The organism is Streptomyces sp. NPDC060064, from assembly GCF_042736455.1.
GTDB lineage: Bacteria > Actinomycetota > Actinomycetes > Streptomycetales > Streptomycetaceae > Streptomyces.
The window spans coordinates 1-24091 of record NZ_JBHWWF010000047.1 but is presented as its reverse complement, the minus strand read 5'-3'; the positions used below and the strand labels follow the sequence as shown (position 1 = coordinate 24091).

Genomic DNA, 24091 nt, shown 5'->3' with positions numbered 1-24091 from the left:
GAAAAAACAGCGGCCGAACACCAGCCGCCGCCCGGTCGTCGACGACCGGCGAACGGCGCACATGCATGGAGGACGTGACGTGGCGAACGACGCCAGCACCGTTTTCGACCTAGTGATCCTCGGCGGTGGTAGCGGCGGTTACGCTGCGGCGCTGCGTGGAGCTCAGCTGGGCCTGGACGTCGCCCTGATCGAGAAGGGCAAGGTCGGCGGTACCTGCCTGCACAACGGATGCATCCCGACGAAGGCACTGCTGCACGCCGGCGAGATCGCCGACCAGGCACGTGAGGCCGACCAGTTCGGTGTCAAGGCCACCTTCGAGGGCATCGACATGGCGGCCGTCCACAAGTACAAGGACGAGGTGATCTCGGGCCTGTACAAGGGTCTCCAGGGTCTGATCGCCTCCCGCAAGGTCACCTACATCGCGGGTGAGGGACAGCTGTCCTCCCCCACCTCCGTCGACGTCAACGGCCAGCGTGTGCAGGGCCGCCATGTCCTCCTCGCCACCGGCTCGGTACCGAAGTCGCTGCCCGGTCTGGAGATCGACGGCAACCGCATCATCTCCTCGGACCACGCGCTGGTGCTGGACCGCGTCCCGCAGTCCGCGATCGTGCTGGGCGGCGGCGTCATCGGCGTCGAGTTCGCCTCGGCGTGGAAGTCCTTCGGCTCCGACGTGACCGTCATCGAGGGTCTGAAGCACCTCGTCCCGGTCGAGGACGAGAGCAGCTCAAAGCTTCTTGAGCGCGCGTTCCGCAAGCGCGGCATCAAGTTCAACCTGGGCACCTTCTTCGAGAAGGCCGAGTACACCCAGGACGGTATCCGCGTCACCCTCGCCGACGGCAAGACCTTCGAGGCCGAGGTGCTGCTCGTCGCCGTCGGCCGCGGCCCGGTCTCCGCCGGTCTCGGTTACGAGGAGCAGGGCGTCGCGATCGACCGCGGCTATGTCCTGGTCGACGAGTACATGCAGACCAACGTGCCGACGATCTCGGCGGTCGGCGACCTCGTCCCGACGCTCCAGCTCGCGCACGTCGGCTTCGCCGAGGGCATCCTGGTCGCAGAGCGGCTCGCCGGTCTGAAGACCGTTCCGATCGACTACGACGGTGTGCCGCGGGTGACGTACTGCCACCCGGAGGTCGCCTCCGTCGGTATCACCGAGGCCAAGGCCAAGGAGATCTACGGCGCCGACAAGGTCGTCGCTCTGAAGTACAACCTCGCGGGCAACGGCAAGAGCAAGATCCTCAAGACCGCGGGCGAGATCAAGCTCGTCCAGGTCAAGGACGGTGCCGTGGTCGGCGTCCACATGGTCGGTGACCGTATGGGCGAGCAGGTCGGCGAGGCTCAGCTGATCTACAACTGGGAGGCTCTGCCGGCCGAGGTCGCGCAGCTCATCCACGCGCACCCGACGCAGAGCGAGGCGCTCGGCGAGGCCCACCTGGCCCTGGCCGGCAAGCCCCTGCACTCCCACGACTAGTAGTCCCGGGCGCGACGACCACTTCCGCACATTCGTAAGGAGCAACTGAAACCATGGCGGTTTCCGTAACCCTTCCGGCGCTCGGCGAGAGCGTCACCGAGGGCACTGTCACCCGCTGGCTGAAGGCCGAGGGAGAGCGCGTCGAGGCCGACGAGCCACTGCTCGAGGTGTCGACCGACAAGGTCGACACCGAGATCCCCGCCCCGGCTGCCGGCATCCTCGCGTCCATCAAGGTCGCCGAGGACGAGACCGTTGAGGTCGGCGCCGAGCTGGCCATCATCGACGACGGCTCGGGCGCGCCCGCTGCCGCCCCGGCCCCGGCTGCTGCCGAGACCGCGGTGGCCGAGACCCCCGCCGCTCCGGCGCCGGCCGCGGAGGCCCCCGCGGCTCCGGCTCCGGCCGCCGAGCCCGCTCCGGCCCCTGCTCCCGCGGGCGGCGCCACCGGTACCGACGTCGTCCTTCCCGCGCTCGGCGAGAGCGTCACCGAGGGCACCGTCACCCGCTGGCTCAAGGAGGTCGGCGAGTCCGTCGAGGCCGACGAGCCACTGCTCGAGGTCTCCACGGACAAGGTCGACACCGAGATCCCGGCCCCGACGTCCGGCGTGCTGCTGGAGATCGTGGTGGGCGAGGACGAGACCGCCGAGGTCGGCGCCAAGCTGGCAGTGATCGGCGCCCCGGGTGCCGCGCCTGCCGCCGCGCCCGCTCCGGCCGCCCCGGCCCCCGCCGCCGCTCCGGCCCCGGCTCCGGCCGCGCCTGCTCCCGCGGCCCCGGCTGCGGCCGCGCCTGCTGCTCCGGCTCCGGCGCCCGCTCCGGTCGCTCCGGCTCCGGCTCCGGCTGCCGCTCCCGCCCCGGCCCCCGTCGCTCCGGCTCCGGTGGCTCCGGCCGCCCCCGCCGGTGACGACGGCGCCTACGTGACCCCCCTGGTCCGTAAGCTCGCCGCCGAGAACGGCGTGGACCTGTCCGCGGTCAAGGGCACCGGCGTCGGTGGCCGTATCCGCAAGCAGGACGTCATCGCCGCCGCGGAGGCCGCCAAGGCCACCACCCCGGCCCCGGCCGCCGCCGCTCCGGCCGCCGTCTCGAAGGCCCCGGCCCTCGAGACGTCGCCGCTGCGCGGTCAGACGGTCAAGATGACCCGCATGCGCAAGGTCATCGGCGACAACATGATGAAGGCGCTGCACTCGCAGGCCCAGCTGACCTCGGTCGTCGAGGTCGACATCACCAAGCTGATGAAGCTGCGCAACCAGGCCAAGGACGCGTTCGCCGCCCGCGAGGGCGTCAAGCTCTCCCCGATGCCGTTCTTCGTGAAGGCCGCGGCCCAGGCGCTGAAGGCCTACCCGGTCGTCAACGCCCGGATCAACGAGGACGAGGGCACCATCACCTACTTCGACACCGAGAACATCGGTATCGCGGTGGACTCCGAAAAGGGTCTGATGACACCGGTCATCAAGGGTGCCGGTGACCTCAACCTCGCCGGTATCTCCAAGAAGACCGCGGAGCTGGCGGGCAAGGTCCGCAGCAACAAGATCACTCCGGACGAGCTCTCCGGTGCGACCTTCACCATCAGCAACACCGGTTCGCGCGGTGCGCTGTTCGACACGGTCATCGTGCCGCCGAACCAGGTCGCCATCCTGGGCATCGGCGCCACCGTCAAGCGCCCGGCGGTCATCGAGACCGCCGAGGGCACCGTCATCGGCATCCGCGACATGACGTACCTGGCTCTCTCCTACGACCACCGTCTGGTGGACGGCGCCGACGCGGCCCGCTACCTGACGGCCGTCAAGGCGATCCTGGAGGCGGGCGAGTTCGAGGTCGAGCTCGGCCTGTAAGGCTCACCAGCAGTACGGCAGTGCCCCGTCCGGAACACTCCGGGCGGGGCACTGCCGTGCTCAGCAGGACTCACCGGACTCATCAGGCCTGCTCCGGCGCACCCTTGGGCAGCCTGCCGAGACCGGTCGCCGTATTGTCAGGGGTGCCTGTCGCCCCGGAGGAGCCCTCATGACCCCGCCCGTCATCCACTCGCTGCGCGAACAGATCCGCGAGCACATCGTGGAGGGGATCGTCAGCGGCCGCTGGAAGCCCGGCGAGCGGATCGTCGAGCGGCGGATCGCGACCGAGCTGGAGGTCTCCCAGACGCCGGTGCGCGAGGCGCTGCGCGAGCTGGAGAGTCTGCGGCTGATCGAGTCGGCGCCCAACAAGGGCGTACGCGTACGGAATCTCACCGCCGCCGATCTCGAGGAGAGCTATCCGGTGCGGGCCGGTCTCGAGCAGATCGCCGCCGAACTGGCGGCCGCGCGGCTGGCCCAGGACTGTTCCGCGCTGGAGCCGCATGTGACGGCGCTGTACGAGGCGGACCTGGCCGGGGACTCGGCCGCACAGGTGCGGCACACCGTCGGCTTCCACCGGGAGCTGGTGCGGGCCGCCGGGAACAGCGTGCTGCTGCACACCTGGGAGGGGCTCGGCATCGAGGTGTTCACGGCGCTCTCGATCCGCTGGCTCGGCACGGTGCAGAAGTCGTACGCCGAGGAGCACCAGGCTCTGGTCGAGGCGTTCCGGCGCCAGGACCCGGAGATCGGCCCGCTGGTGAAGGCCCACGTCCTGGGCTGCGCCCCCCGCGCCTGACCCGGAACTCTGCTGACCCGCGGCCCGGCTGCGGCGGATCCGGGCACCACCCGGGCTCGATCCCGACGCGCACACGGATCCGGGCACCACCCGGGCTCGATCCCGACGCGCACAGGTGACGTCGCCCCCGCTCCGAGGTGCACGCGGCGCCCGATTCACCCCACTTTAGCCCGGCACCCCGTGCCCCTTTTCGCGGCACCGAATGCCAATTTCTTCAGATTGAGAAGTTTCCCGCTCCAAGCTTTGATCGATCATCGATCAGCGACTTACAGTTGTCGCCGGGTTCACCAACCCCTCGCCCTGTCCTGCCAGACAAGGCTCCTTTCTCCACCCCCCTCCTGTCCGGAAGGCGGCGATCATGACCGACCCCGTAGGCAAGCTTCCGAGCGAGCTCGACCAGCTCCCGGACCGTGATGCCGAGGAAACCGCCGAGTGGGCGGCGTCCCTCGACGCCGTCACCGAGCACGCAGGACCGCACCGCGCCGCGTATCTGATGCGCCGTACCCTTCAGCACGCCGAGACGGCCGGAGTTCCCGTGCCCCGGCTGCTGGAGACGGACTACGTCAACACCATCCCCACCTCCGCCGAGCCCGCCTTCGACGGCGACGAGGCGATGGAAGCCCGCATCACCGCGTGGAACCGCTGGAACGCGGCCGCCATGGTCACCCGTGGCTCCCGCTTCGGCGTCGGCGGCCACATCGCCACCTTCGCCTCCGCCGCCTGGCTCTACGAGACCGGCTTCAACCACTTCTTCCGCGGCAAGGAGGGTGACGGCTCCGGCGACCAGCTCTACATCCAGGGCCACGCCTCGCCCGGCATCTACGCCCGCGCCTTCCTCGACGGCCGCCTGTCCGAGCAGCAGCTCGACAACTTCCGGCAGGAGGCGGCCGGCAACGGACTGCCGTCCTACCCGCACCCGCGCCGGCTGCCCTGGCTGTGGGAGTTCCCCACCGTCTCCATGGGCCTCGGCCCGCTCTCCGCGATCTACCAGGCGCGCTTCAACCGCTACCTGGCCAACCGCAGCATCAAGGACACCGCGGGCTCGCACGTCTGGGCCTTCCTCGGCGACGGCGAGATGGACGAGCCCGAGTCGACCGCCGCACTCGCCCTCGCGGCCCGTGAGCGTCTCGACAACCTGACCTTCGTCATCAACTGCAATCTGCAGCGCCTCGACGGTCCGGTCCGCGCCAACTTCCGTGTGGTGCAGGAGCTGGAGGCCCAGTTCCGCGGCGCGGGCTGGAATGTCATCAAGACGCTGTGGGGCTCCGCCTGGGACGAGCTGTTCCAGCTCGACACCACGGGCGCGCTGGTACGCCGGCTGCGCGAGGTGCCGGACGCCCAGTTCCAGACGTATGCGACGCGTGATGTGGCGTACATCCGCGAGCACTTCTTCGGCGCCGAGCCCGCGCTCGTCGAGCTGGCGAAGCTGATCAGCGACGCGAAGATCGCCGAGTGCTTCTACGCCTCCCGCGGCGGCCACGAGGCCCGGAAGGTGTACGCGGCGTACAAGGCGGCCGTCGAGCACAAGGGCGCGCCGACCGTGATCCTCGCGCAGACGGTGAAGGGCTACACGCTCGGCAAGGGCTTCGAGTCGAAGAACGCCAACCACCAGATGAAGAAGCTGACCATCGACGAGTTCAAGGGCATGCGTGACCTGCTCGGACTCCCGATCCCGGACAGTGCCTTCGCCGACGGCCTGGTGCCCTACGGCCACCCCGGCGCCGACTCCCCCGAGGTCCGCTACCTCCAGGAGCGCCGCGCGGCCCTCGGTGGCCCGGCCCCGGCCCGCCGCGTACAGGCGGTGGCGCTGCCCGCGCCCGAGGAGCGTGCGTTCAAGGCTCTCGAAAAGGGCTCCGGCAAGCAGGAGATGGCCACCACCATGGCCTTCGTGCGCCTGGTGAAGGACCTGATGCGGGACAAGGAGACCGGCAAGCGCTGGGTTCCCATCGTCCCTGACGAGGCCCGCACCTTCGGTATGGAGTCGCTCTTCCCCTCGGCCGGCATCTACTCCCCGCTGGGCCAGACGTACGAGCCGGTCGACCGCGACCAGTTGATGTACTACAAGGAGGCCAAGGACGGCCAGATCCTCAACGAGGGGATCACCGAGGCCGGCGCCATGGCCGACTTCATCGCCGCCGCCACGTCGTACGCGACGCACGGCGAGCCGATGATCCCGTTCTACATCTTCTACTCGATGTTCGGCTGGCAGCGCACGGCCGACCAGATGTGGCAGCTCGCCGACCAGCTCGGCAAGGGCTTCATCGTCGGCGCGACCGCCGGCCGTACGACGCTGACCGGCGAGGGCCTGCAGCACGCGGACGGCCACTCGCAGCTGATCGCGGCCACGAACCCGGCGTCGCTCAACTACGACCCGGCCTTCGCGTACGAGATCGCCGTCATCGTCAAGGACGGTCTGCGCCGGATGTACGGCCCCGAGGCCGAGAACGTCTTCTACTACTTGACCGTCTACAACGAGCCGAAGCCGCAGCCCGCGATGCCGGAGGGTGTCGAGGAGGGGATCCTGCGCGGTCTCTACCGCTTCAAGGAGGGTGTGGCCCAGGCCGCGGACTCCCCGCGGCTGCAGCTGCTGGCCTCCGGCACGGCGATCCACTGGGCCCTCGAGGCGCAGCGACTGCTCAGCTCCGACTGGGGAGTTACGGCCGATGTCTGGTCCGCGACCTCGTGGGGCGAGCTGCGCCGTGACGCGCTGGAGTGCGACGAGGCACTGCTGCGCGGCGAGCAGCGCATTCCGTACGTCACCCAGGCGCTGGAGGGGGCTCCGGGCCCGGTGCTCGCGGTCAGCGACTGGATGCGCCAGGTTCCGGACCAGATCAGCCAGTGGGTCGAGCAGGACTACTCCTCGCTCGGCACGGACGGTTTCGGTCTCTCGGACACGCGTGACGCGGCCCGCCGTCACTTCGGCGTCGACGCCCCGTCGATCACGGTCGCGGCGCTGGCCCAGCTGGCCAGGCGCGGCGAGGTCCCGGCCTCGGCTGTGAAGGAAGCACGCGAGCGCTACGGCCTCTGACCTCTGCCGACGTACGACGAACCCCCGGTGGCCGCTCGGCCGCCGGGGGTTCTGTCGTAGGTGATCCTTGACCCTGACACCGTGTGAAGCCGTGCACTAGGGGGCGTCATGTTCACCATCGGAGATTTCGCCAGGCACGGCCGTGTGTCGGCCCGCATGCTGCGTCACTACGACGCGATCGGGCTGCTGCGTCCCGCGCGTACTGATCCGTTCAGCGGCTACCGCCACTACGCGGCGGCCCAGCTCGCGCAGCTCAACCGCATCATCGCCCTGAAGGATCTCGGCTTCACGCTGCAACAGGTGCAGGAGATCCTGGAGGACCGGGTGAGTACGGAGGAGCTGCGCGGGATGCTCACCCTGCGGCAGGCGGAGCTGGAAGCGGCGATGGCCGCGTCGGCCGCGCGGCTGGCCCAGGTCGAGGCGAGGCTCCGGTCGATCGAGAGCGAGGGGCACATGCCCAGTCAGGACGTCATCGTCAAGAGCATCCCCGCGGTACGGGTGGCCGAGCTGACCGCCACCGCGGCAGGTTACGAACCCGAGCACATCAGCCCGGTCATCAGCCCTCTCTACGACGAGCTGTTCAAGCGTCTGGAGGCGGCCGGCGTGACTCCGACGGGACCCGGCATCGCCTACTACGAGGACGCGCCCGAGGGCGACGGCGCGATCCTGGTGCACGCGGGAGTGACGGTCGCGGCGGGTCCGCAGCCCGGCCAGGACTTCGAGATCGTCGATCTGCCGGCCATCGAGCGGGCCGCGACGATCGTGCACCGCGGCCCGATGGACGCGATCGTGCCGACGGCCCAGAACCTGGCCCGCTGGATCGACGCGGGCGACCACCGCTCGGCGGGGTATGCGCGCGAGGTCAACCTCGAATGCCCGGCGGACCGCGAGAAGTGGGTGACCGAGCTGCAGGAGCCGCTGGCCTGACCTCTGTCGGCGCCCGTGGCCCGAGTGCCTCCGTCATCATGGGGGCATGCGTGCTGCCCGGCTGATCAAGATGGTGCTGCTCCTCCAGGCCAGGCCCTCCATGACCGGCGCCGAGCTGGCGCGGGAACTGGAAGTGTCGGAGCGGACCATCACCCGGGACGCCCTCGCGCTGTCTGAGGCCGGTGTCCCGGTCTACGCCGACCGGGGCCGGGCCGGCGGCTACCGGCTGGTCGGCGGCTACCGCACCCGGCTCACCGGGCTCGGGCGCAGTGAGGCCGAGGCCCTCTTCCTCTCCGGGCTCCCGGGCGCGCTGCGGGAGATGGGGCTCGAGGACGCGGCGTCCGCGGCACGCCTGAAGGTGTCCGCGGCGCTGTTGCCCTCGCTGAGGGGCGCTTCCGATTCGGCGGCGCAGCGGTTCCATCTGGACGCGCCCGGCTGGTACCAGGAGCCCGAGACGCCGGAGCTGCTGCCCGCGGTCGCCGAGGCGGTGTGGGACGACCGCCGTATCAAGGCCCGCTATCGACGCCGGGACGCCGAGGTGGAGCGGGAGTTGGAGCCGTACGGACTCGTGCTCAAGGCGGGCGTCTGGTACCTGTGCGCCCGCGCCCGCACGGCCTACCGGGTGTACCGGATCGACCGGTTCACGGCGGTGGACGTGGAGGGCGAACTCTTCGACCGCGACGAGGACTTCGACCTGCCCGCCTTCTGGGAGGAGCGCGCGGCCCAGTTCGTACGCTCCATCCTCCGTGCCGAAGTGGTGGTCCGGGTCACGGAGGTGGGCGCGCGGCGGCTGCCGTACGTCACGGACCGGGCGGCGGCCCGCGAGGCGCTGGCGGCGGCGGAAGGGCCGGACGGGCAGGGCCGGATGACGCTCACTCTGCCGGTGGAGTCCCATGAGGTCGCGTACGGGCAGTTGTTCGCGCTGGGACCGGAGGTGGAGCTGCTGGAGCCGCCGGAGCTGCGTGCTCTGTTCGCCGAGTCGGCGGAGCGGGCGGCCCAGCTCTACAGATAGCCGCGCTACCTGTAATCAGCCAAGGAGGGCTCCGCCCCCGCCGTCTCCTGGAGCATGAAGGCCCAGACGTCCGGCCGACTGCCGTCCGTGTCCGTGACGCCGTACTCCTTGGCCAGCGCTCCGCTGGAGAGCGACTGTCCGTTCCAGCGGGCCCGCTCCGGGTCGGAGGCGAGCGCCGCGACTCCCCGGCCGAGATAGACCGGCGACTCGGAGAGCGCCCAGTGCGGCTGCTTCTCGATCCCGTCGCGCCAGGTCACTTCGGTGAGGCCGAAGATGTCGAGCATCTCCTCGGAACGGATGAAGCCCGGGGTGACCGCCACCGCCGTGCAGCCCACGCTCTTCAGCTCCTCGCCCAGAATGAAGGCCATCCGGATCGGGGCGTTCTTGGCGAGGTCGTAGTAGAAGTTCTCGCGGAAGCCCTTGTTCGTCTCGGCCGTGCCGTCCGTGACCTCGATGACCAGGCCGCCGGGCTCCCGCACCAGCAGGGGAAGCGCGATGCTGCTGGTGATGATGTGGCTCTTCGCGCCGAGTTCGAGCATCCGCAGCCCGCGGTCCAGGTCGACGTCCCACATCTTTGTGTTGAAGTCGAGCAGATGATTGCCGCCCCAGATGTCGTTGACCAGGATGTCGAGCCGGCTGTGGTCCCTCTCGATCCGCCCGACGAGCGCCCGCACCTGCTCCGGCTCCAGATGGTCCGTCGGTACGGCGATGGCCTCGCCGCCCGCCGCCGTGACCAGTTCCGCCGTCTCCTCGATGGTCTCGGTCGCCCGGCCGACCTCGCTGACCTGCGCTCGGGTGGTCCGTCCCGTCACATACACGGTCGCGCCTGCGGCGCCCAGCCGTACGGCGATGGCGCGGCCCGCGCCCCGGGTCGCGCCCGCGACCAGTGCGATCTTCCCTGCCAGTGGCTTCCCTGCCGGTGGTGTGTCCGTCATACGCCGACCGTCGCACGGATACCCGACATCCTCTGTCCGCCATTCAAAAGAGTCAGCATTTCGGCGGCTCCGCGTGCGCCGCCCCCCGCCAACCACGATGCTTGTCCCGTGATGGACGAGACGGAGTTCTGGGAGATCATCGACAGCACCCGCGAGGCTGCCGAGGGTGACCCCGAGGATCATGCCGATCTGATGGTCGAGCGGCTGCTGCAGCTCGACCCCGACTCCGTGCTGGACTTCGCCCGGCACTTCGAGGCCCGCTACAACCGCGCGTACCACTGGGATCTGTGGGGTGCGGCTGCCGTGCTGCTCGGCGGTGCCAGCGACGACGCCTTCGACTACTTCCGCTGCTGGCTGATCGGGCAGGGCCGGGAGATCTTCGAGGGCGCGCTGCACGACCCGGACTCGCTCGCCGAGCTGCTGGACGAGTTCGACGAGGACATCGACGGGGACGGCGAGGAGCTGGGGTACGCGGCGGACGAGGCGTACGAGCAGCTCACCGGCGTGGTGGCACCGGATCTGGGAATCCCGCCGCAGACCGCCGAGCCGCTGGGCACGCCGTTCGACTTCGACGACGACGCGGCTCTGGCGCAACGTTTCCCCAGGCTCTGGGAGCGCTTCGGAAACGTGTGAGAACGGTCCTCACGAGAAGGTTCCTCACGAGACCGGCTCTCACGAGAGGTGGTTCTCAGACGGTGAGGCTGCGGCCCATCATCACGTCGTCGACGTACCGCCCGTCCAGACAGAACTCCCCCGGCAGTACGCCCTCGACCGCGAAGCCCTCCGACTCGTACAGCGTGCGGGCCGGCAGGTTGTGTCCGAGCACCCGCAGCGTCATCCGGACCGCGCCCTGGCGGCGCGCCTCGTCGAACGACGCCCGCAGCAGCGCTCGTGCGATCCCGCGGCCGCGCGCCCGGTCGGCCACGGCGAGGCCCTGGATCTGCCGCACATGCTGGTTGCAGGCGAGCGGGGTGGGCGGGATCAGCCGGATGAAGCCGGTGATCGTGCCGTCACCGTCCTCGGCTATGTCCTCGGAGATGTCCTCGGCGACCAGGAAGTCCTCGGGCCGGTGGTTCGCGTCGAAAAAGGGGTCGTACGGCGGCTTCGGCCTCGGCTGCACGGCATGCAGCGGCGACCAGGTGTCCCGGTCGAGCGCACCGAGCGCTGCTTCGTCGGTGTGACGTGCGGGGCGTATGTGCGACCGGGGCATGGTCGTCACTGTGCCACGGGGCCGCGCGGGGGCAGGATGGGGGCCATGCGGATCGCGGTCACCGGTTCCACCGGACTCATCGGTACGGCACTCGTGCGCTCGCTGCGCACCGACGGGCACGAGGTGGTGCGCCTGGTGCGGCGGCCCGCGCGGGCCGGCGACGAGGTGGAGTGGGACCCGCACCGGCAGTACGTCGACGTGGCCGGACTGGTCGGCTGCGAGGGCGTGGTGAATCTCGCCGGCGCCGGGGTCGGTGCGCGCCGCTGGACGGATGCGTACCGCAAGGAGATCCGGGACAGCCGGGTGCTCGGCACGGCGGCGATCGCGGAGGCCGTCGCCGGCCTCGACGTACCGCCGCGGGTGCTGGTCTGCGGGAGTGCCATCGGCTACTACGGCGACACCGGGGAGCGTGCGGTGGACGAGGGTGCGCCGCCCGGGGACGGGTTCCTGGCGAAGATGTGCGTGGAGTGGGAGGAGGCGGCGGCCCCGGCCGAGGAGGCGGGCGTGCGGACCGCTTTCGCGCGTACCGGACTTGTGGTGGCCCGCAAGGGCGGTGCGTGGGGCCGGATGTTCCCGCTCTTCAAGGCGGGCCTCGGCGGGCGCCTGGGCAACGGCCGGCAGTACTGGAGCTTCATCGCCCTGCACGACGAGGTCGCGGCGCTGCGGCACATCCTCGACACGGAGTCGCTGGCGGGGCCGGTGAACCTCACGGCGCCGGACCCGGTCACCAATCGCGAGGTAACCGCGGCGATGGGCCGGGCGCTGCACCGTCCGACGGTGTTCGCGGTCCCGGCGCCCGCGCTGCGGATCGCGCTGGGCGAGCTGGCCGGGGACATTCTGAGCAGCCAGCGGGTGCTGCCGGCCCGACTGCTGGAGTCGGGCTTCTCGTTCGCCTTTCCGAGCGTCAACGAGGCGGTCGGCGCGGCTCTGCGGTAGGGCGCGTCTGAGAAGCCCCGCCGCCCGGCGGACGGCCGGGGGCCGTGTGCGCCCCCGCGCTCCGGTGCTCCACGGCATGCGCGACTGGCGGTACGGCGACGGCTCCCTAGTCTCGGTCCGCACTCGGGTATTCCCGGGGCCTGTTGGGGGCATGAGCCTCCCACCAGCCGCGCCGACCTCGGGGAGGGGCACGTGCTCAGCAGCGCTCACCATGCGGATGTCGTCATCGTCGGGGCCGGGATCGCCGGTCTCTCGGCGGCTCATCAACTGACCAGCGCAGGCGTCTCGGTCAGCGTTCTGGAGGCCGCCCCTCATGTGGGCGGCCGGATGGCCACCCAGCAGATCGACGGTTTCCGGCTCGACCGCATAGGCCAGTTGCTCAACACCTCGTATCCGGAGCTGCGTCGCACGGCAGGGCTCGGTGATGTCGTCCTGCGGCCCTTCTCGCCCGGTGTACTCGTGCACAGCCAAGGACGGCTCCAGCGGACCGGCGAAGCAGTCCGGCGGACCGGTGAAGCGGGGAGCGCACGGGGCGCATTTACCGTGGCGCGCGCCCTCGCGAGCGCCCCCCGGCCGCTCGACCAGGCCCGGCTCGGCGCATCTCTCGCCCGCCTCGCCGCCACTCCGGTGGAGCGGCTCCTCACCCGCCCCGAGCGGCCCACCGCGGGCTCGCTCTGCGCCCGCGGCCTTCCGGCGCGTACGGTCCACGGCTTCCTGCGCCCGCTGCTGTCGGCGCTGCTCTGCGACCCGGCGCTGGCCACCTCGAGCCGGTGCGCCGATCTGGCGCTGCGCGGCTTCGCGCGCGGCCGACTGTGCGTCCCTGCGGGCGGTGCGGCGGCGCTGCCCGAGCAGTTGGCAGCCTCGCTGCCGTCCGGCACCGTGCACACCGGGGTGCGGGTCACCGACGCCTCGATCACCCGGGTCACGACCAAGGAGTACGGCGACATCGGCTGCCGCGCCCTGGTGCTGGCCACCGGTGCCCGCGCGGCCGCGGAGCTCCTGCCGGGCCTGCGCGTACCGTCCTTCCACCCCGTGACGGTCCTTCACCACACGGCGTCCGCGCCGCCGCTGACGGACCCGGCGCTCCTGCTGGACGCGGACCGCGGCGGCCCCGTCTCGCACACGGCGGTGATGAGCGAGGTCGATCCGTCGCGCGCTCCGAACGGCCGCGTACTGATCTCGTCGACCGTGCTCGGGACTCCTCCGCCGGATCTGGACCGCAGCGTCCGTACCCACCTCGCCACGCTGTACGGCACGCCCACGGACGACTGGGAGCTGCTCGCCGTCCACCACGACCCGGAGGCGGTGCCCGCGATGCCCCCGCCGCACGATCTGCGCCGTCCGGTGCGGCTGCTGTCCGGCCTCTATGTCTGCGGCGACCACCGCGACACGAGTACGGTCCAGGGCGCGCTCTTCTCGGGCCGCCGGGCCGCGGACGCGATCCTGCGCGACTTCGGCCTCCAGCAGCCCGGGTACGAAACCGTCGCGCTCTCGGCGGTGGCCTAGGGCGATTGAGGTCCCGGAGTCAGGGGCCCCGGGATCCCTGGGTCAGGGGTCCCGGAGTCAGGTCCGGGGTCCGGGTCATAGGTCCACCCGGGCCCCGGGTTCAGCCCAGCGCGGCCACCCGGTCGCGATAGTTCCGTACCGCCGCTGCGTCCCGGTACGGCTCCAGCCGCCGCTCGAATTCGCGTACGTACTCCACCGCCCGCGCCGACCGCATCTCCGACACCTGCAGGGCCGCCTCCGCCCCCAGCGCGCATGCCTGGTCGAGCTCGCCCAGTCCGAGCCGGGCGGAGGCCAGCACCACCCGGCAGAAGAGGCGGCTGCGCGCGTACGCCGGGGCGCGCAGCTGGAGCGAGCGCTCCGCGTGCTGCACCGCCGGCCGGTACTGCTGGAGATCCCGGTGGCAGTGCCCGAACTCGTCGGCGAGCTGCGCCTCGTCGAAGAAGCGCGCCCAGTGCGGCACATCGTCGCCGGGCCGCGCCGTCTCGAGCGCCCGCTCGGCCCGTACGAGCGAGGCCGTGCACGCCCGTACCTCGCCCAGCACGCCGTGCCCGCGCGCCTCGACGGAATGCAGCATCGCCTGCACCACGGGCGGAGCCGACGAGCCGACCCCCTGCTGGGCGACGCGCGTCAGCTGCACCGCCTCACGTCCATGCCCCAGATAGACCGCCTGCCGGCTCATGGTCACCAGCACATACGCGCCGTACGCCCGGTCGCCCGCCGCCTGGGAGAGCCGCAGGGCCTGGACGAAGTAACGCTGGGCGAGGCCGTGGGCCGCGATGTCGTACGACGTCCAGCCGGCCAGCCGGGTCAGATCGGCCGCCGCGGCGAACAGCCGCCGCCCGGCCACCTCCCCGTAGGTGCCGCGCAGCATCGGCTCGGCCTCGTGCTCGAGATAGCGCACCAGCGCCTGCCTGGCGTGCCCGCCGCCATAGGCGTGGTCGAGGGTGCGGAACAGCTCACCGACCGAGCGCAGTGCCGCGATGTCGCCGCCGGTGACCCTCTGGCCGGGACCCCGGTCCGTGCCACGCTGGCGCGGGAGGGCGGCCCGGCCCTGGGCCGGGATACGGGCGGTCCCGTTCTGGACCGCGTCCGCCCGGCTCACCCGCTCGTCGGCCCGCCCGATCAGCCAGTCCCTGCTGGGCACCACGAGCCCGGCCGGAGTGAAGGCGATCTTGCGCAGCTCCGCATGGCTGCCGGAGTCCTTGCGCCACAGCCCGCTCACGATGTCCACGGCCTCCTCGGGCGTGGCGGCGAACTCCAGACCGGCGTAGACGGGCGCACAGGCGTCCAGACCGAGGTCCTGCGCCGAGAGCCGCCGGCCGAGCCGCCGTGTGAACACCTCGGCGATCAGGGCGGGGGTCGTGCCGCGCGGCTGCTGACCGCGCAGCCAGCGGGTCACGGAGGTCTTGTCGTAGCGCAGATCCAGGCCGTGCTCGAGGCCGAGCTGGTCCACTCGGCGGGCAAGGCCTGCGTTGGAGAATCCGGCTTCTGCGATGAGCGCGGCGAGCTGTCGGTTGGGGATGCGCTGCGAGGGTCGTTCCGTCATCAGCTGTGCGGTCTCCTGCCTTCCGGGCCGGGAGCAGCCCTCATGGAACGGCGCGAATTTAGCTGCCCCTACCGCTCGAACCGCGAGCTTCGCCCCACATTCATCCGATCGTGTGAGGATTGGGGACGTCGCTGACGGGCGACGCGTGACCCGGAACTGCCCCCGGCACCCGCCCGGCACCTGCCCAGCACCTGCCCGGCCGCCTTTTCCGGAGCCGCCGTACAGTGGCAAGGGCGCGATGAGTGCAGGGTGAAGGTTCTAGGGAGGCACAGCCGTGAGTGAGCTGCGGTTCGTCCAACTGGGGTTCGGCGAGCAAGCCGTCGAGTACCAGGAGGCGTGGCAGAAGCAGCGCGAGGTCCACGCCGCCCGCTTCGCCGACGAGATCGATGACACCTGCCTGCTCCTTGAGCACCCGCCCGTCTATACGGCGGGCCGGCGCACGGCAGACAGCGAACGCCCCCTGGACGGCACTCCCGTCGTCGACGTCGACCGCGGCGGCAAGATCACCTGGCACGGCCCCGGCCAGCTGGTCGGCTACCCGATCCTGAAGCTGCCGCGCCCGGTGGACGTCATCGCACATGTGCGCCGGCTCGAGGACGCGCTGATCCTCACCTGCGCGGAGTTCGGCCTGGAGACCAGCCGGGTCGAGGGCCGCAGCGGTGTGTGGGTGCTCGGCGACCCGGTCGAACAGCGTCCGGCGATCGGCGGTCTTTCGCTCGACTTCGACCCGCGGCTGCAGGACGAGGAGTTCGACCCACGGCTGAACGGCCCGGAGTACGCTCCCTCCAATGCCGGCCAGCGCCGCGAGGACCGCAAGCTCGCCGCGATCGGCATCCGTATCGCCAAGGGCGTCTCGATGCACGGCTTCGCGATCAATGTGAACCCGGACAACACCTGGTTCGACCGGATCGTGCCCTGCGGCATCCGGGACGCGGGTGTGACCTCGCTCTCGTACGAACTGGGCCGCGAGATCACCATCGCCGAGGTGCTCCCGGTCATCGAGAAGCATCTGCGGGACGTCCTGGAGAACGCCGAACTGCGGCCGCGGGCCGTCGAGGCCGCCGTCTAGGGAATGCGGCCCTCTGGCCAAGGGTTGGCCAGACGTAAGGCCACACAAATAACGGGCGTACCCTGGTGTCCGCCGAAGAATCGAAGTCGTAGGGAGCCGGACGTGTCCGCAGTCGCACCCGACGGACGCAAGATGCTGCGCCTTGAGGTCCGGAACAGCCAGACCCCCATCGAGCGCAAGCCCGAGTGGATCAAGACCCGGGCGAAGATGGGCCCCGAGTACACCCAGATGCAGAAGCTCGTGAAGAGCGAGGGTCTGCACACGGTGTGCCAGGAGGCCGGCTGTCCGAATATCTACGAGTGCTGGGAGGACCGCGAGGCGACCTTCCTCATCGGCGGCGACCAGTGCACCCGGCGCTGTGACTTCTGCCAGATCGACACCGGTAAGCCTGCCGCGCTCGATCTGGACGAGCCGCGCCGTGTGGGCGAGTCGGTCGTCACGATGGACCTGAACTACGCCACCATCACCGGCGTCGCGCGCGACGACCTGGAGGACGGCGGCGCCTGGCTGTACGCGGAGACGGTGCGCCAGATCCACACGATGACGTCGGAGCGCGAGGCGGGCCGTACCAAGGTCGAGCTCCTCATCCCCGACTTCAACGCGGTGCCCGAGCAGCTGGCCGAGGTCTTCTCCTCGCGTCCCGAGGTGCTCGCGCACAACGTCGAGACCGTGCCGCGGATCTTCAAGCGGATCCGCCCCGGTTTCCGTTACGAGCGCTCGCTCGAGGTCATCACACGCGCCCGCGAGGCGGGCCTGGTCACCAAGTCGAACCTCATCCTGGGCATGGGCGAGGAGCGCGAAGAGGTCAGCGAGGCGCTGCAGCACCTGTACGACGCGGGCTGCGAGCTGATCACGATCACGCAGTATCTGCGTCCTTCGGTACGCCACCACCCGGTCGAGCGCTGGGTGAAGCCGCACGAGTTCGTGGAGCTGAAGGAGGAGGCCGAGGAGATCGGCTTCTCCGGTGTGATGTCGGGACCGCTGGTCCGTTCCTCGTACCGCGCGGGCCGGCTGTACCAGCAGGCGATGGAGCGACGGGGTGCCGCGGCCACCCCGCAGACTGTGTGAATTCAGGCACAAGTAATTACCGCTGAGTAATGGCCGGTTTGACGCGGCTCGCACCCTCCCCGCAGGTCGGGGCGGCGTACGGGCCGCGTCAACGTTTGCGGGCGGCGCATAAAGGTTTCATCGGTGTTTGACCGCTCGGTCATGCACTGGTAACACCAATCAGTGACATTGGGTCTACGCACAGCTCTCAAAGCTCACCGCACCGCACGCTCCACCGCACCGCCCCGCACTGCACTGCGCACCGCTCCCACTCGTCGTCGACGCTCCCTTAGGGGGACCTCAACCATGCAGGCCGCGCCGGTACGCCCCGTACTCGCTACCGCCCTTCCGTCCGTCACCGATGCTCTGCGCGCCATGGAGTCGCTGCTCCTGGGCAGTGGACAGCGCACCGCCCGCCGGAACGCATGGACGGCGGTCCTCGAAGACCGGCGCCGAGCCAAGGACAGGGTCGAGGCGCAGCACGTACTGGAGGCCGTGGCCGACCGCACTTCCTAGGCCACGTAAACTTCCAGACATGGCGAGGAAGGCAAACTCAGACAGCACTGACGCTGCTGCGAACACTGGGCGACTGAAGCAGATCGCTCTGACGTACAAGATGACCCGGAAGGCCGACTCCAAGGTCGGCCTTGTCGTCGCGGCTGTGGGAATTGTCACCTTCGGTGTCTTCCTCGCGATCGGCTTCTTGATCGATCACCCCATCTATCTGGGCATCCTTGGCTTCCTGCTGGCCTTCCTCGCGATGGCGATCGTCTTCGGACGCCGCGCCGAGCGAGCGGCCTTCGGGCAGATGGAGGGCCAGCCGGGCGCGGCGGCCGCGGTGCTGCAGAACGTGGGACGCGGCTGGAGCACGACCCCGGCGGTGGCGATGAACCGCAGCCAGGACGTGGTGCACCGGGCGGTCGGCAAGGCCGGCATCGTGCTGGTGGCGGAAGGCAACCCGAACCGGTTGAAGACGCTGCTGGCGGCCGAGAAGAAGAAGATGGCGCGCATTGTCGTGGACGTACCGGTGCACGACATCATCGTCGGCGACGGCGAAGGCCAGGTGCCGCTGAAGAAGGTGCGCACCACGATGCTGAAGCTGCCGCGGGTGCTCAGCGGACCGCAGGTCACGGCGGCCAACGACCGGCTGCGGGCGATGGGCGACCTGATGAGCAATATGCCGCTTCCGAAGGGTCCGATTCCTGGGCGTGGTGCTCGCGGACAGTCCCGCCCACCGCGAGGATGACGCCAGGCCGCACCTTCCCTGTCATCTCCAACTTGGGAAGCGGATGACGGGGGGCGACAGGCCCCCCGTCACAGCCCTTCATGGCGTCCATGACGCGCTCCCACCGACCTGACGCACTCCAACGCTTCCAGTGGCCAATCAGGCCCGTCGAACCGTTCTCCGCGTCCAACTCCGGCCAGGCAACGCCGGTGCGGGCCTTCTTCAGGAACGCCTCCAGGACCGTCCTGGGGGCGAGCCCGCCCCGCTGGCGAGGCGCAACCCCACCGTTCGGGAACCCCTCCAGCTCAACAACCTGCTCCCAGGTGCAGTCACAGAGGGTCGGTACCTGCCGCTCGTTTGCCCTGAACCACGTACCGATGGGGCAGGCCAAGCCGCGATGCATGTGGGGTGGGGTTTCGAGAACCTTCACTTCAATGTCGAGCAGCGCAACCCACTCCGCTTGCTGCTCCTTCGTGAAGGTGTCCAGACGCTCAGAGGCTGTCTGAGCCAGCGCTTGAAGATCCTTCGCACGCTGATCAGCCTTTGTTGCCTCCGACTGCCAGACCTCAATTTCGGCCCGCTCGCGTCGAAGCTGATCAAGCTCCTCATAGAGAGGCTTGAGCTCTTTCTCTACAGCCTCCTCGGCCGCAGCACCTGTGAGACCTTGTCTTGTCACCTTCTTCGCAGCGACCGCCATCATGAGATCAATCGTGTCGTCCTTCTCGGCAATCTTCTGGTCCAAGGACGCCAGGCGGGAGGAGTAATCAACCTGCTGCTTAGCGGTCGTTCCGACCCACTCATCGGCCAATGTCCTGAGCCGGTCACCGTCGCCGAGCAGATCGCAAATGCTCTTCCAAGCCCACTCTTCGACTCCCTGCGCGTAGATCTGCGGGCAGGAGCACGACCCGCCGCCGGCATAGTCCTCAGCCTTGCCGCTACAGCGGTAGTGCAGTGTCTCGGAGTCGGCAGGGCTGCCGCCCACGTAGCGCTGTCCGCAGGGGCTGACGAGTCGGCCAGAGAGGGTGTACGTCCGACCCACGACAGGAGACTTCCGCTGTGGCTTAGCGGTAGCCGCTCGCAGCTCTGCCACCTCCGCCTCAGTGAAGATCCTCGGCAGTTCGAGCGTGGTTGACGCCCCCCAAACAGGAGTGCCGTCCGCGCGGAGTTGAGCGTTCTTTGCGCTACGGAAGATGTACCGGGCGTTCAGCAGGTCCTCATCCGTGAGGCGAGCTCGGATGTTGGCGTGAGTCCAGGGAATTCCGGAGCGCGTCGCGAAGCCCTCGGCGTTGAGGTAGAGGGCGACCTTCCGCCAATTGCCCTTCTCCCTCACTGCAATCTGTCGAGCAGAACGGAGGACCGGAGCCTCATGCAGGGTTTCGCACGGGTCGGTGCGTGAGCACGCGTCCCCGCCGTCACAGTCGTCAATGACTAGCTGCTGCTCACCCTTGAGTCCCTTGTTCGCGATCCGGTACCCGTAGCGGGCCTGCCCACCAGGGAAGCCGCCCATCTCTGCCTTCTCCTGGATGCCGCCCTGAGTGCGCTTCCGGATACGGGCAAGCTCCTTGAACGCCTCGTTCGCCTTCTCGCGCATGCGCGCTTCGCCGTCTTCAGTGGTGTTGTCGATGTCTTCGTCCACAACGGCGACGAAGATTCCGAGGTCTTGGAGCTTCCAGACCCATTCCCAGAAGACGCGGTTCTGGCGGCCGATGGCCCGTGTCTCGTAGACGCAGACCAGATCGAACGGACGCGGCTCCTGGACGGCAAGATCCATGATCTCCGATGCGCCCGGCCGCTTCTCCCAAGGGAGTGTCCCCGACTCGCCCTCATCCGTGTAGGTGCCTACGTGGTTCCAGCCCTTACGCGAGATGTGGGCGGTGGTTCGCTTCCCCGTGTAGGCAATGCCGTAGCCCTTTGTCTGGTCCTCGGTAGAAACGCGTAGATAGTCAACGGCTCGGAGTGCCGAAGCATTCATTACCCGAGCGGCGGCGCCGATTGCAGATATGACAGACTTACCCATGTCAGTCCCTTCATGACTGGCGAGGCGGCCCCGGGAGGGCCTGAGAAACGCTCCCGGGGTCGTCGTATGGCTCACCTGATCATACGTCAGCACCCCGCAGCTCTCGCGAGAACAACAGTTAGAGCATGCGACGGTGTGACCCATGGAGCCAATCGCCTCAGTCACAACCCATGTGACTGTCCTTCCCTCTGAGTCTGTCTCAGATATGCGCAGGTCGGGGGGCGTTGCGCCCTGGTCCTGGCTCACGGCTTCGCCCCCAGTCCAGCACCCCGCCCTGGATCGGCGTGTTCGGGCTCTGCCTGACTGAGCCACAAGGGAGGTTGGAACCGCGGCCACCTACCAGGCTCGAAACGCGGGGGAACATTTCGATTGGCTCATCCGGTAGGAGGCCACGGGGCTATAGGGGCTTGGCTAGAGTCACGCCAAGGACGAATCCGACTGAGCCGGAAATCATCATGATTAACAGGGGATTCGTGAAGGCCGCTAACCGACTGATTATCGCTCCTCACGGCTCCTCGTGTTGAGCACTGTCAACTTCACTTGCATCCGCTCTTGCGGAGGGCACTCCCTGATTTGAGGCGGATTCACGTCCCATTCCGTGCCTCAACCAATGGGGCGGAGGTGGCACTTACCGAGCGTCTCGCCCATGTACTCGCCGAGGTTGCCTTTGGCGTCCTTTACGATCTCGTGAAGTTGGGGCCTGTAGATCGCCTGAGGCTGCTCCTGGTGGCTCATGTCGGGTCCTTGGTGAGCGCCGCCGTCCGCAGTCGGGCGGTCTCCAAGTTGCAGCGACTCAGCTCAATGAGAGCCGGTGCCTTGCCGACACAGGACACCGGATCGATCCGGAGCGAAGGGAGGACGTTGCCCGCAGCCTTGAGGGCCGCTGTCAGTTCGTCACGAACCTGCTCAGCTTCACTGATCGTGTCGGCTGCCATCCGTCGGCGCTCTGTCGTCGCCATGTCGCGTCCTCCATTGCCAGGTGCCGGCTGGTGACGACCAGCCGTTGGCGATGCCTACCTGCTGGCCGACCGCATCTCACCTCGGGGGAGAACCGTGACGCGGCGGGTTCATCCCCACGGGTGAGGTACAGGGAGGATCGCGGATTTCGCCGCGGCGAAAGGAAATGATCAAGTGCCGAAGTCTGCTCGATCGGACTGCGGCCGGGGCGTCAAGATCGCGCCGTGGCACCGAATGAAGGACAGGGTCCGATGGCAACAGGCACTGTGAAGTGGTTCAACTCCGACAAGGGGTATGGCTACATCAGCCAGGACGATGGCGGCGCGGACGTGTTCGTGCACTTCTCAGCCATCCAGACCAACGGATACAGAAGCTTGGAAGAGAACCAGCGGGTGGAGTTCGAGGTCACCCAGGGGCAGAAGGGGCCGCAAGCGGAAATGGTCCGCCCCTTGTAACCCCTTCCTCGTTCTGCCTGCGCTCTGTTCCACGCGATGGCCAGTGGAACAGAGTGCAGTCCCGGATTCACCAACAGGATCTCGCAAGGAGGGCGGGGCCCGCGTGGGGCTCCCCGCGGCTGCCCGGGCGCAGCAACGCGGAGGTCTGTGCCTACCGCTCGGAGTGTGAGCGACGAGACGATCCCTGAGCCGACGGAAGCGCGCCCGTGCGCCCCCAGAACGGGCCGGAGCCGAAGGTGACGGTGTGACCGAAGGGCGACCGTCCGGCGCTGAGGGTGTGGTCACACGGGAGGTGGCGGTACGCAGTGGTGGAGGCTCGGCAGGACTGGCCTGACGGGAGGGTGGTCTATCAGGTGTCCGTGGACCTGCGCGGGGATACCTCGGTGACGTCTCGGCTGTACCAGTGGCCGCAGCGGGGCCTACGGGTGGCCCACGGCAGCCGCCCGGCGCCTGTTCGCCCACTGATCTAGCTATAAAACTGCCGGACGTTGTTGACACCTGGGTCTCCTACCACTACGGAGATCTGGCATGCCCCCTTCAGTCAGACTGCAGCAGGACCGTCAGGCCCAGCGACGCCTGGCGGTCCTGCGTCACGCCGAGGAAGTCACCGGAAACGTCTCACTGACCTGCCGGTACTACGGGATCAGCCGCAATTGCTTCTACAAGTGGCAGCGGCGTTACCAGGAAGAAGGCCTTGACGGCCTGCGCGACCGCTCCAGCAGGCCCCACCACTGCCCCCACGCCACCCAGACCGATGTGGTCAACAAGATCGTCTATCTGCGGCAGAACTACCACTTCGGGCCAATGAAGATCAAGATGTACCTCAAGCGGTACCACGACATCGAGATCGCCTGCTCTGCGGTCTACCGCATCCTCAAAAAACTGGGCATGAATCGGCTGCCTGCCTCCCAGCGCTACAAGCGCCACGACAAGCGCTACACCCGCTACGAGAAGCAGCTGCCCGGCAACCGGGTCCAGGTCGATGTCAAGTTCATCGAACCGGTCGGCGTCCCGGCCGAGACCTCCGCCCCGGCCCCGGTCACCGGCAAGCTTCCGAAGGCACGGCGCCGAGCCAAGTACTACCAGTTCACCGCCATAGACGACTGCACCCGGCTGCGGGTGCTGCGTATCTACCCGCGGTGCGACCAGAAGGCCGCCATTCAGTTCCTCGACTACCTCCTGGAGCGCTTGCCGTTCCGGGTCGAGGTGATCCAGACCGACAACGGCGCGGAGTTCCAGTCCGCCTTCCACTGGCACGTGCTGGACAAGGGCATCGCCCACACCTACATCAAACCGGCGTCCCCGCACCTCAACGGCAAGGTCGAACGCTCCCACCGCATCGATGCCGAGGAGTTCTACCGCATGCTCGCCGGCATCGTCATCGATGACACCGGCGTCTTCAACGACAAACTCCGCGAGTGGGAGGACTACTACAACTACCATCGCCCGCACGGCGCTCTCGGTGGCCAAACTCCCTACGAACGCCTCAAGCAGAAGACCCAGACCCGGGTGTAACCCAGCTCCGGCAGATGCACATCTAGCGCCTGGAAGGGTCGGATAAGCCCACCCTTCGGGGACGGGACGTACCACATGTTCCCAACGCCAGCGGATGCCTTCAGGTGCAGGGCGGGAGCCACCAGGACGGCGCACGCATTATCAAGAACGACTGCCACAGCCCGGCCGCCCGGTTCACCTTGGTCCGTCGCTCATGAGCCCCGTCACCAGCAGTGACGGGCTTCCCCATATCCAGAGGCATCCCATCACCTCGCACGCTGCATTTCGTCGGTAACCCTCACCGCTTCAGCGGTGCCGGAAGTCTTGTTGATCTCTTAGGGAGACTCCTCCCCCCTCATTCTGCTGGCTCTCGTCCTTGCAGCCTTCCGGCTTCGCGATCATCGGATGCAAGGCGTTTGGGGTCTGCCACAGACCGCCACACAGCAGAAGAGGCCCCTCCGAGCGGAGAGGGCCCCTGTTACCCCAGGTCAGGGCGCTACAGACAGAGTGAACGGATAGGCAACCTGAGAGAACTGGACCGAAAGGGCCGATGCCGAAGGGCATGCGGATGCCGCGCGGCGGAAAGCAGCGCTGACCTACGACAGACAGAGAGAGGCGGCCCGGTGACGCCATGCGTCCC

20 protein-coding genes are annotated in these 24091 nt (G+C 68.8%); 15 read left to right on the top strand and 5 right to left on the bottom strand.

Going from position 1 to position 24091, the window contains the following annotated elements; all coding sequences use genetic code 11:
- Positions 1-79: 79 nt before the first annotated feature.
- The 6 genes from lpdA to ACFWDI_RS35910 all read left to right on the top strand — a co-directional run bounded on the left by lpdA (position 80) and on the right by ACFWDI_RS35910 (position 9054).
- Positions 80-1468, top strand: a complete 1389-nt coding sequence (gene lpdA, locus ACFWDI_RS35935) for a dihydrolipoyl dehydrogenase (protein ID WP_385310657.1) — start codon at positions 80-82, stop codon at positions 1466-1468.
- 53 nt (positions 1469-1521) lie between these two features.
- Positions 1522-3294: a 2-oxoglutarate dehydrogenase, E2 component, dihydrolipoamide succinyltransferase gene (sucB, locus tag ACFWDI_RS35930; RefSeq protein WP_385310655.1), complete on the top strand. Its 1773-nt coding sequence runs from the start codon at positions 1522-1524 to the stop codon at positions 3292-3294.
- 169 nt (positions 3295-3463) lie between these two features.
- The gene (locus tag ACFWDI_RS35925; protein WP_385310653.1) at positions 3464-4087 is read left to right on the top strand and encodes a GntR family transcriptional regulator; all 624 of its coding nucleotides are present in this window, start codon (positions 3464-3466) and stop codon (positions 4085-4087) included.
- 358 nt (positions 4088-4445) lie between these two features.
- The gene (gene aceE, locus ACFWDI_RS35920; protein ID WP_385310652.1) at positions 4446-7115 is read left to right on the top strand and encodes a pyruvate dehydrogenase (acetyl-transferring), homodimeric type; all 2670 of its coding nucleotides are present in this window, start codon (positions 4446-4448) and stop codon (positions 7113-7115) included.
- 108 nt (positions 7116-7223) lie between these two features.
- Entirely contained in the window at positions 7224-8042 is an 819-nt protein-coding gene (locus ACFWDI_RS35915; RefSeq protein WP_385310650.1) for a MerR family transcriptional regulator, read from the top strand.
- A gap of 46 nt (positions 8043-8088) precedes the next feature.
- Positions 8089-9054: a helix-turn-helix transcriptional regulator gene (locus ACFWDI_RS35910; protein ID WP_385310647.1), complete on the top strand. Its 966-nt coding sequence runs from the start codon at positions 8089-8091 to the stop codon at positions 9052-9054.
- A gap of 5 nt (positions 9055-9059) precedes the next feature.
- On the opposite strand, the gene ACFWDI_RS35905 is transcribed toward ACFWDI_RS35910, so the two are convergent.
- Positions 9060-9989, bottom strand: coding sequence for an SDR family oxidoreductase (locus ACFWDI_RS35905; protein ID WP_385310646.1), 930 nt, complete (start codon positions 9987-9989; stop codon positions 9060-9062).
- A gap of 111 nt (positions 9990-10100) precedes the next feature.
- On the opposite strand from ACFWDI_RS35905, the gene ACFWDI_RS35900 reads away from it, so the two are divergent.
- On the top strand, positions 10101-10622 hold the full coding sequence (locus ACFWDI_RS35900; RefSeq protein WP_362676359.1) for a DUF4240 domain-containing protein: 522 nt from the start codon (positions 10101-10103) through the stop codon (positions 10620-10622).
- Positions 10623-10677: 55 nt separating this feature from the next.
- Here ACFWDI_RS35900 and ACFWDI_RS35895 read toward each other — a convergent pair whose 3' ends face one another.
- Positions 10678-11199: a GNAT family N-acetyltransferase gene (locus tag ACFWDI_RS35895; protein WP_385310644.1), complete on the bottom strand. Its 522-nt coding sequence runs from the start codon at positions 11197-11199 to the stop codon at positions 10678-10680.
- A gap of 36 nt (positions 11200-11235) precedes the next feature.
- Here ACFWDI_RS35895 and ACFWDI_RS35890 point away from each other — a divergent pair, with 36 nt between their 5' ends.
- Positions 11236-12135, top strand: coding sequence for a TIGR01777 family oxidoreductase (locus tag ACFWDI_RS35890; protein WP_385310642.1), 900 nt, complete (start codon positions 11236-11238; stop codon positions 12133-12135).
- 192 nt (positions 12136-12327) lie between these two features.
- The gene (locus tag ACFWDI_RS35885) at positions 12328-13641 is read left to right on the top strand and encodes an NAD(P)/FAD-dependent oxidoreductase (RefSeq protein WP_385310640.1); all 1314 of its coding nucleotides are present in this window, start codon (positions 12328-12330) and stop codon (positions 13639-13641) included.
- Between the two features lie 100 nt (positions 13642-13741).
- On the opposite strand, the gene ACFWDI_RS35880 is transcribed toward ACFWDI_RS35885, so the two are convergent.
- Positions 13742-15187 (bottom strand): regulator, encoded by a 1446-nt coding sequence (locus tag ACFWDI_RS35880; RefSeq protein WP_385310639.1) that lies wholly within the window; start codon positions 15185-15187, stop codon positions 13742-13744.
- Between the two features lie 274 nt (positions 15188-15461).
- Between ACFWDI_RS35880 and lipB the strand changes: the two genes are divergently transcribed.
- The 4 genes from lipB to ACFWDI_RS35860 all read left to right on the top strand — a co-directional run bounded on the left by lipB (position 15462) and on the right by ACFWDI_RS35860 (position 18549).
- Entirely contained in the window at positions 15462-16256 is a 795-nt protein-coding gene (gene lipB, locus ACFWDI_RS35875) for a lipoyl(octanoyl) transferase LipB (protein ID WP_385310637.1), read from the top strand.
- A 102-nt stretch (positions 16257-16358) separates the two neighbouring features.
- A complete protein-coding gene (lipA, locus tag ACFWDI_RS35870) occupies positions 16359-17324 on the top strand; it encodes a lipoyl synthase (protein ID WP_385310636.1) in 966 nt (321 codons plus the stop codon).
- Positions 17325-17609: 285 nt separating this feature from the next.
- Positions 17610-17819 (top strand): hypothetical protein, encoded by a 210-nt coding sequence (locus tag ACFWDI_RS35865; RefSeq protein ID WP_385310634.1) that lies wholly within the window; start codon positions 17610-17612, stop codon positions 17817-17819.
- 19 nt (positions 17820-17838) lie between these two features.
- Entirely contained in the window at positions 17839-18549 is a 711-nt protein-coding gene (locus ACFWDI_RS35860) for a DUF4191 domain-containing protein (RefSeq protein ID WP_385310632.1), read from the top strand.
- On the opposite strand, the gene ACFWDI_RS35855 is transcribed toward ACFWDI_RS35860, so the two are convergent.
- Positions 18431-20545 carry a recombinase family protein gene (locus tag ACFWDI_RS35855; protein WP_385310630.1) on the bottom strand — a complete coding sequence of 705 codons (2115 nt, stop codon included), beginning with the start codon at positions 20543-20545 and terminating at the stop codon, positions 18431-18433. The two genes, ACFWDI_RS35860 and ACFWDI_RS35855, sit on opposite strands and share 119 nt — an antisense overlap.
- 731 nt (positions 20546-21276) lie before the next feature.
- The gene (locus ACFWDI_RS35850) at positions 21277-21504 is read right to left on the bottom strand and encodes a hypothetical protein (protein ID WP_385310629.1); all 228 of its coding nucleotides are present in this window, start codon (positions 21502-21504) and stop codon (positions 21277-21279) included.
- Between the two features lie 249 nt (positions 21505-21753).
- On the opposite strand from ACFWDI_RS35850, the gene ACFWDI_RS35845 reads away from it, so the two are divergent.
- Together ACFWDI_RS35845 and ACFWDI_RS35840 are read left to right on the top strand one after the other, a co-directional pair.
- Entirely contained in the window at positions 21754-21957 is a 204-nt protein-coding gene (locus ACFWDI_RS35845) for a cold-shock protein (protein ID WP_327323132.1), read from the top strand.
- Between the two features lie 528 nt (positions 21958-22485).
- Complete coding sequence (locus ACFWDI_RS35840) at positions 22486-23472, top strand: IS481 family transposase (protein WP_385310626.1); 987 nt, start codon at positions 22486-22488, stop codon at positions 23470-23472.
- Positions 23473-24091: the final 619 nt, after the last annotated feature.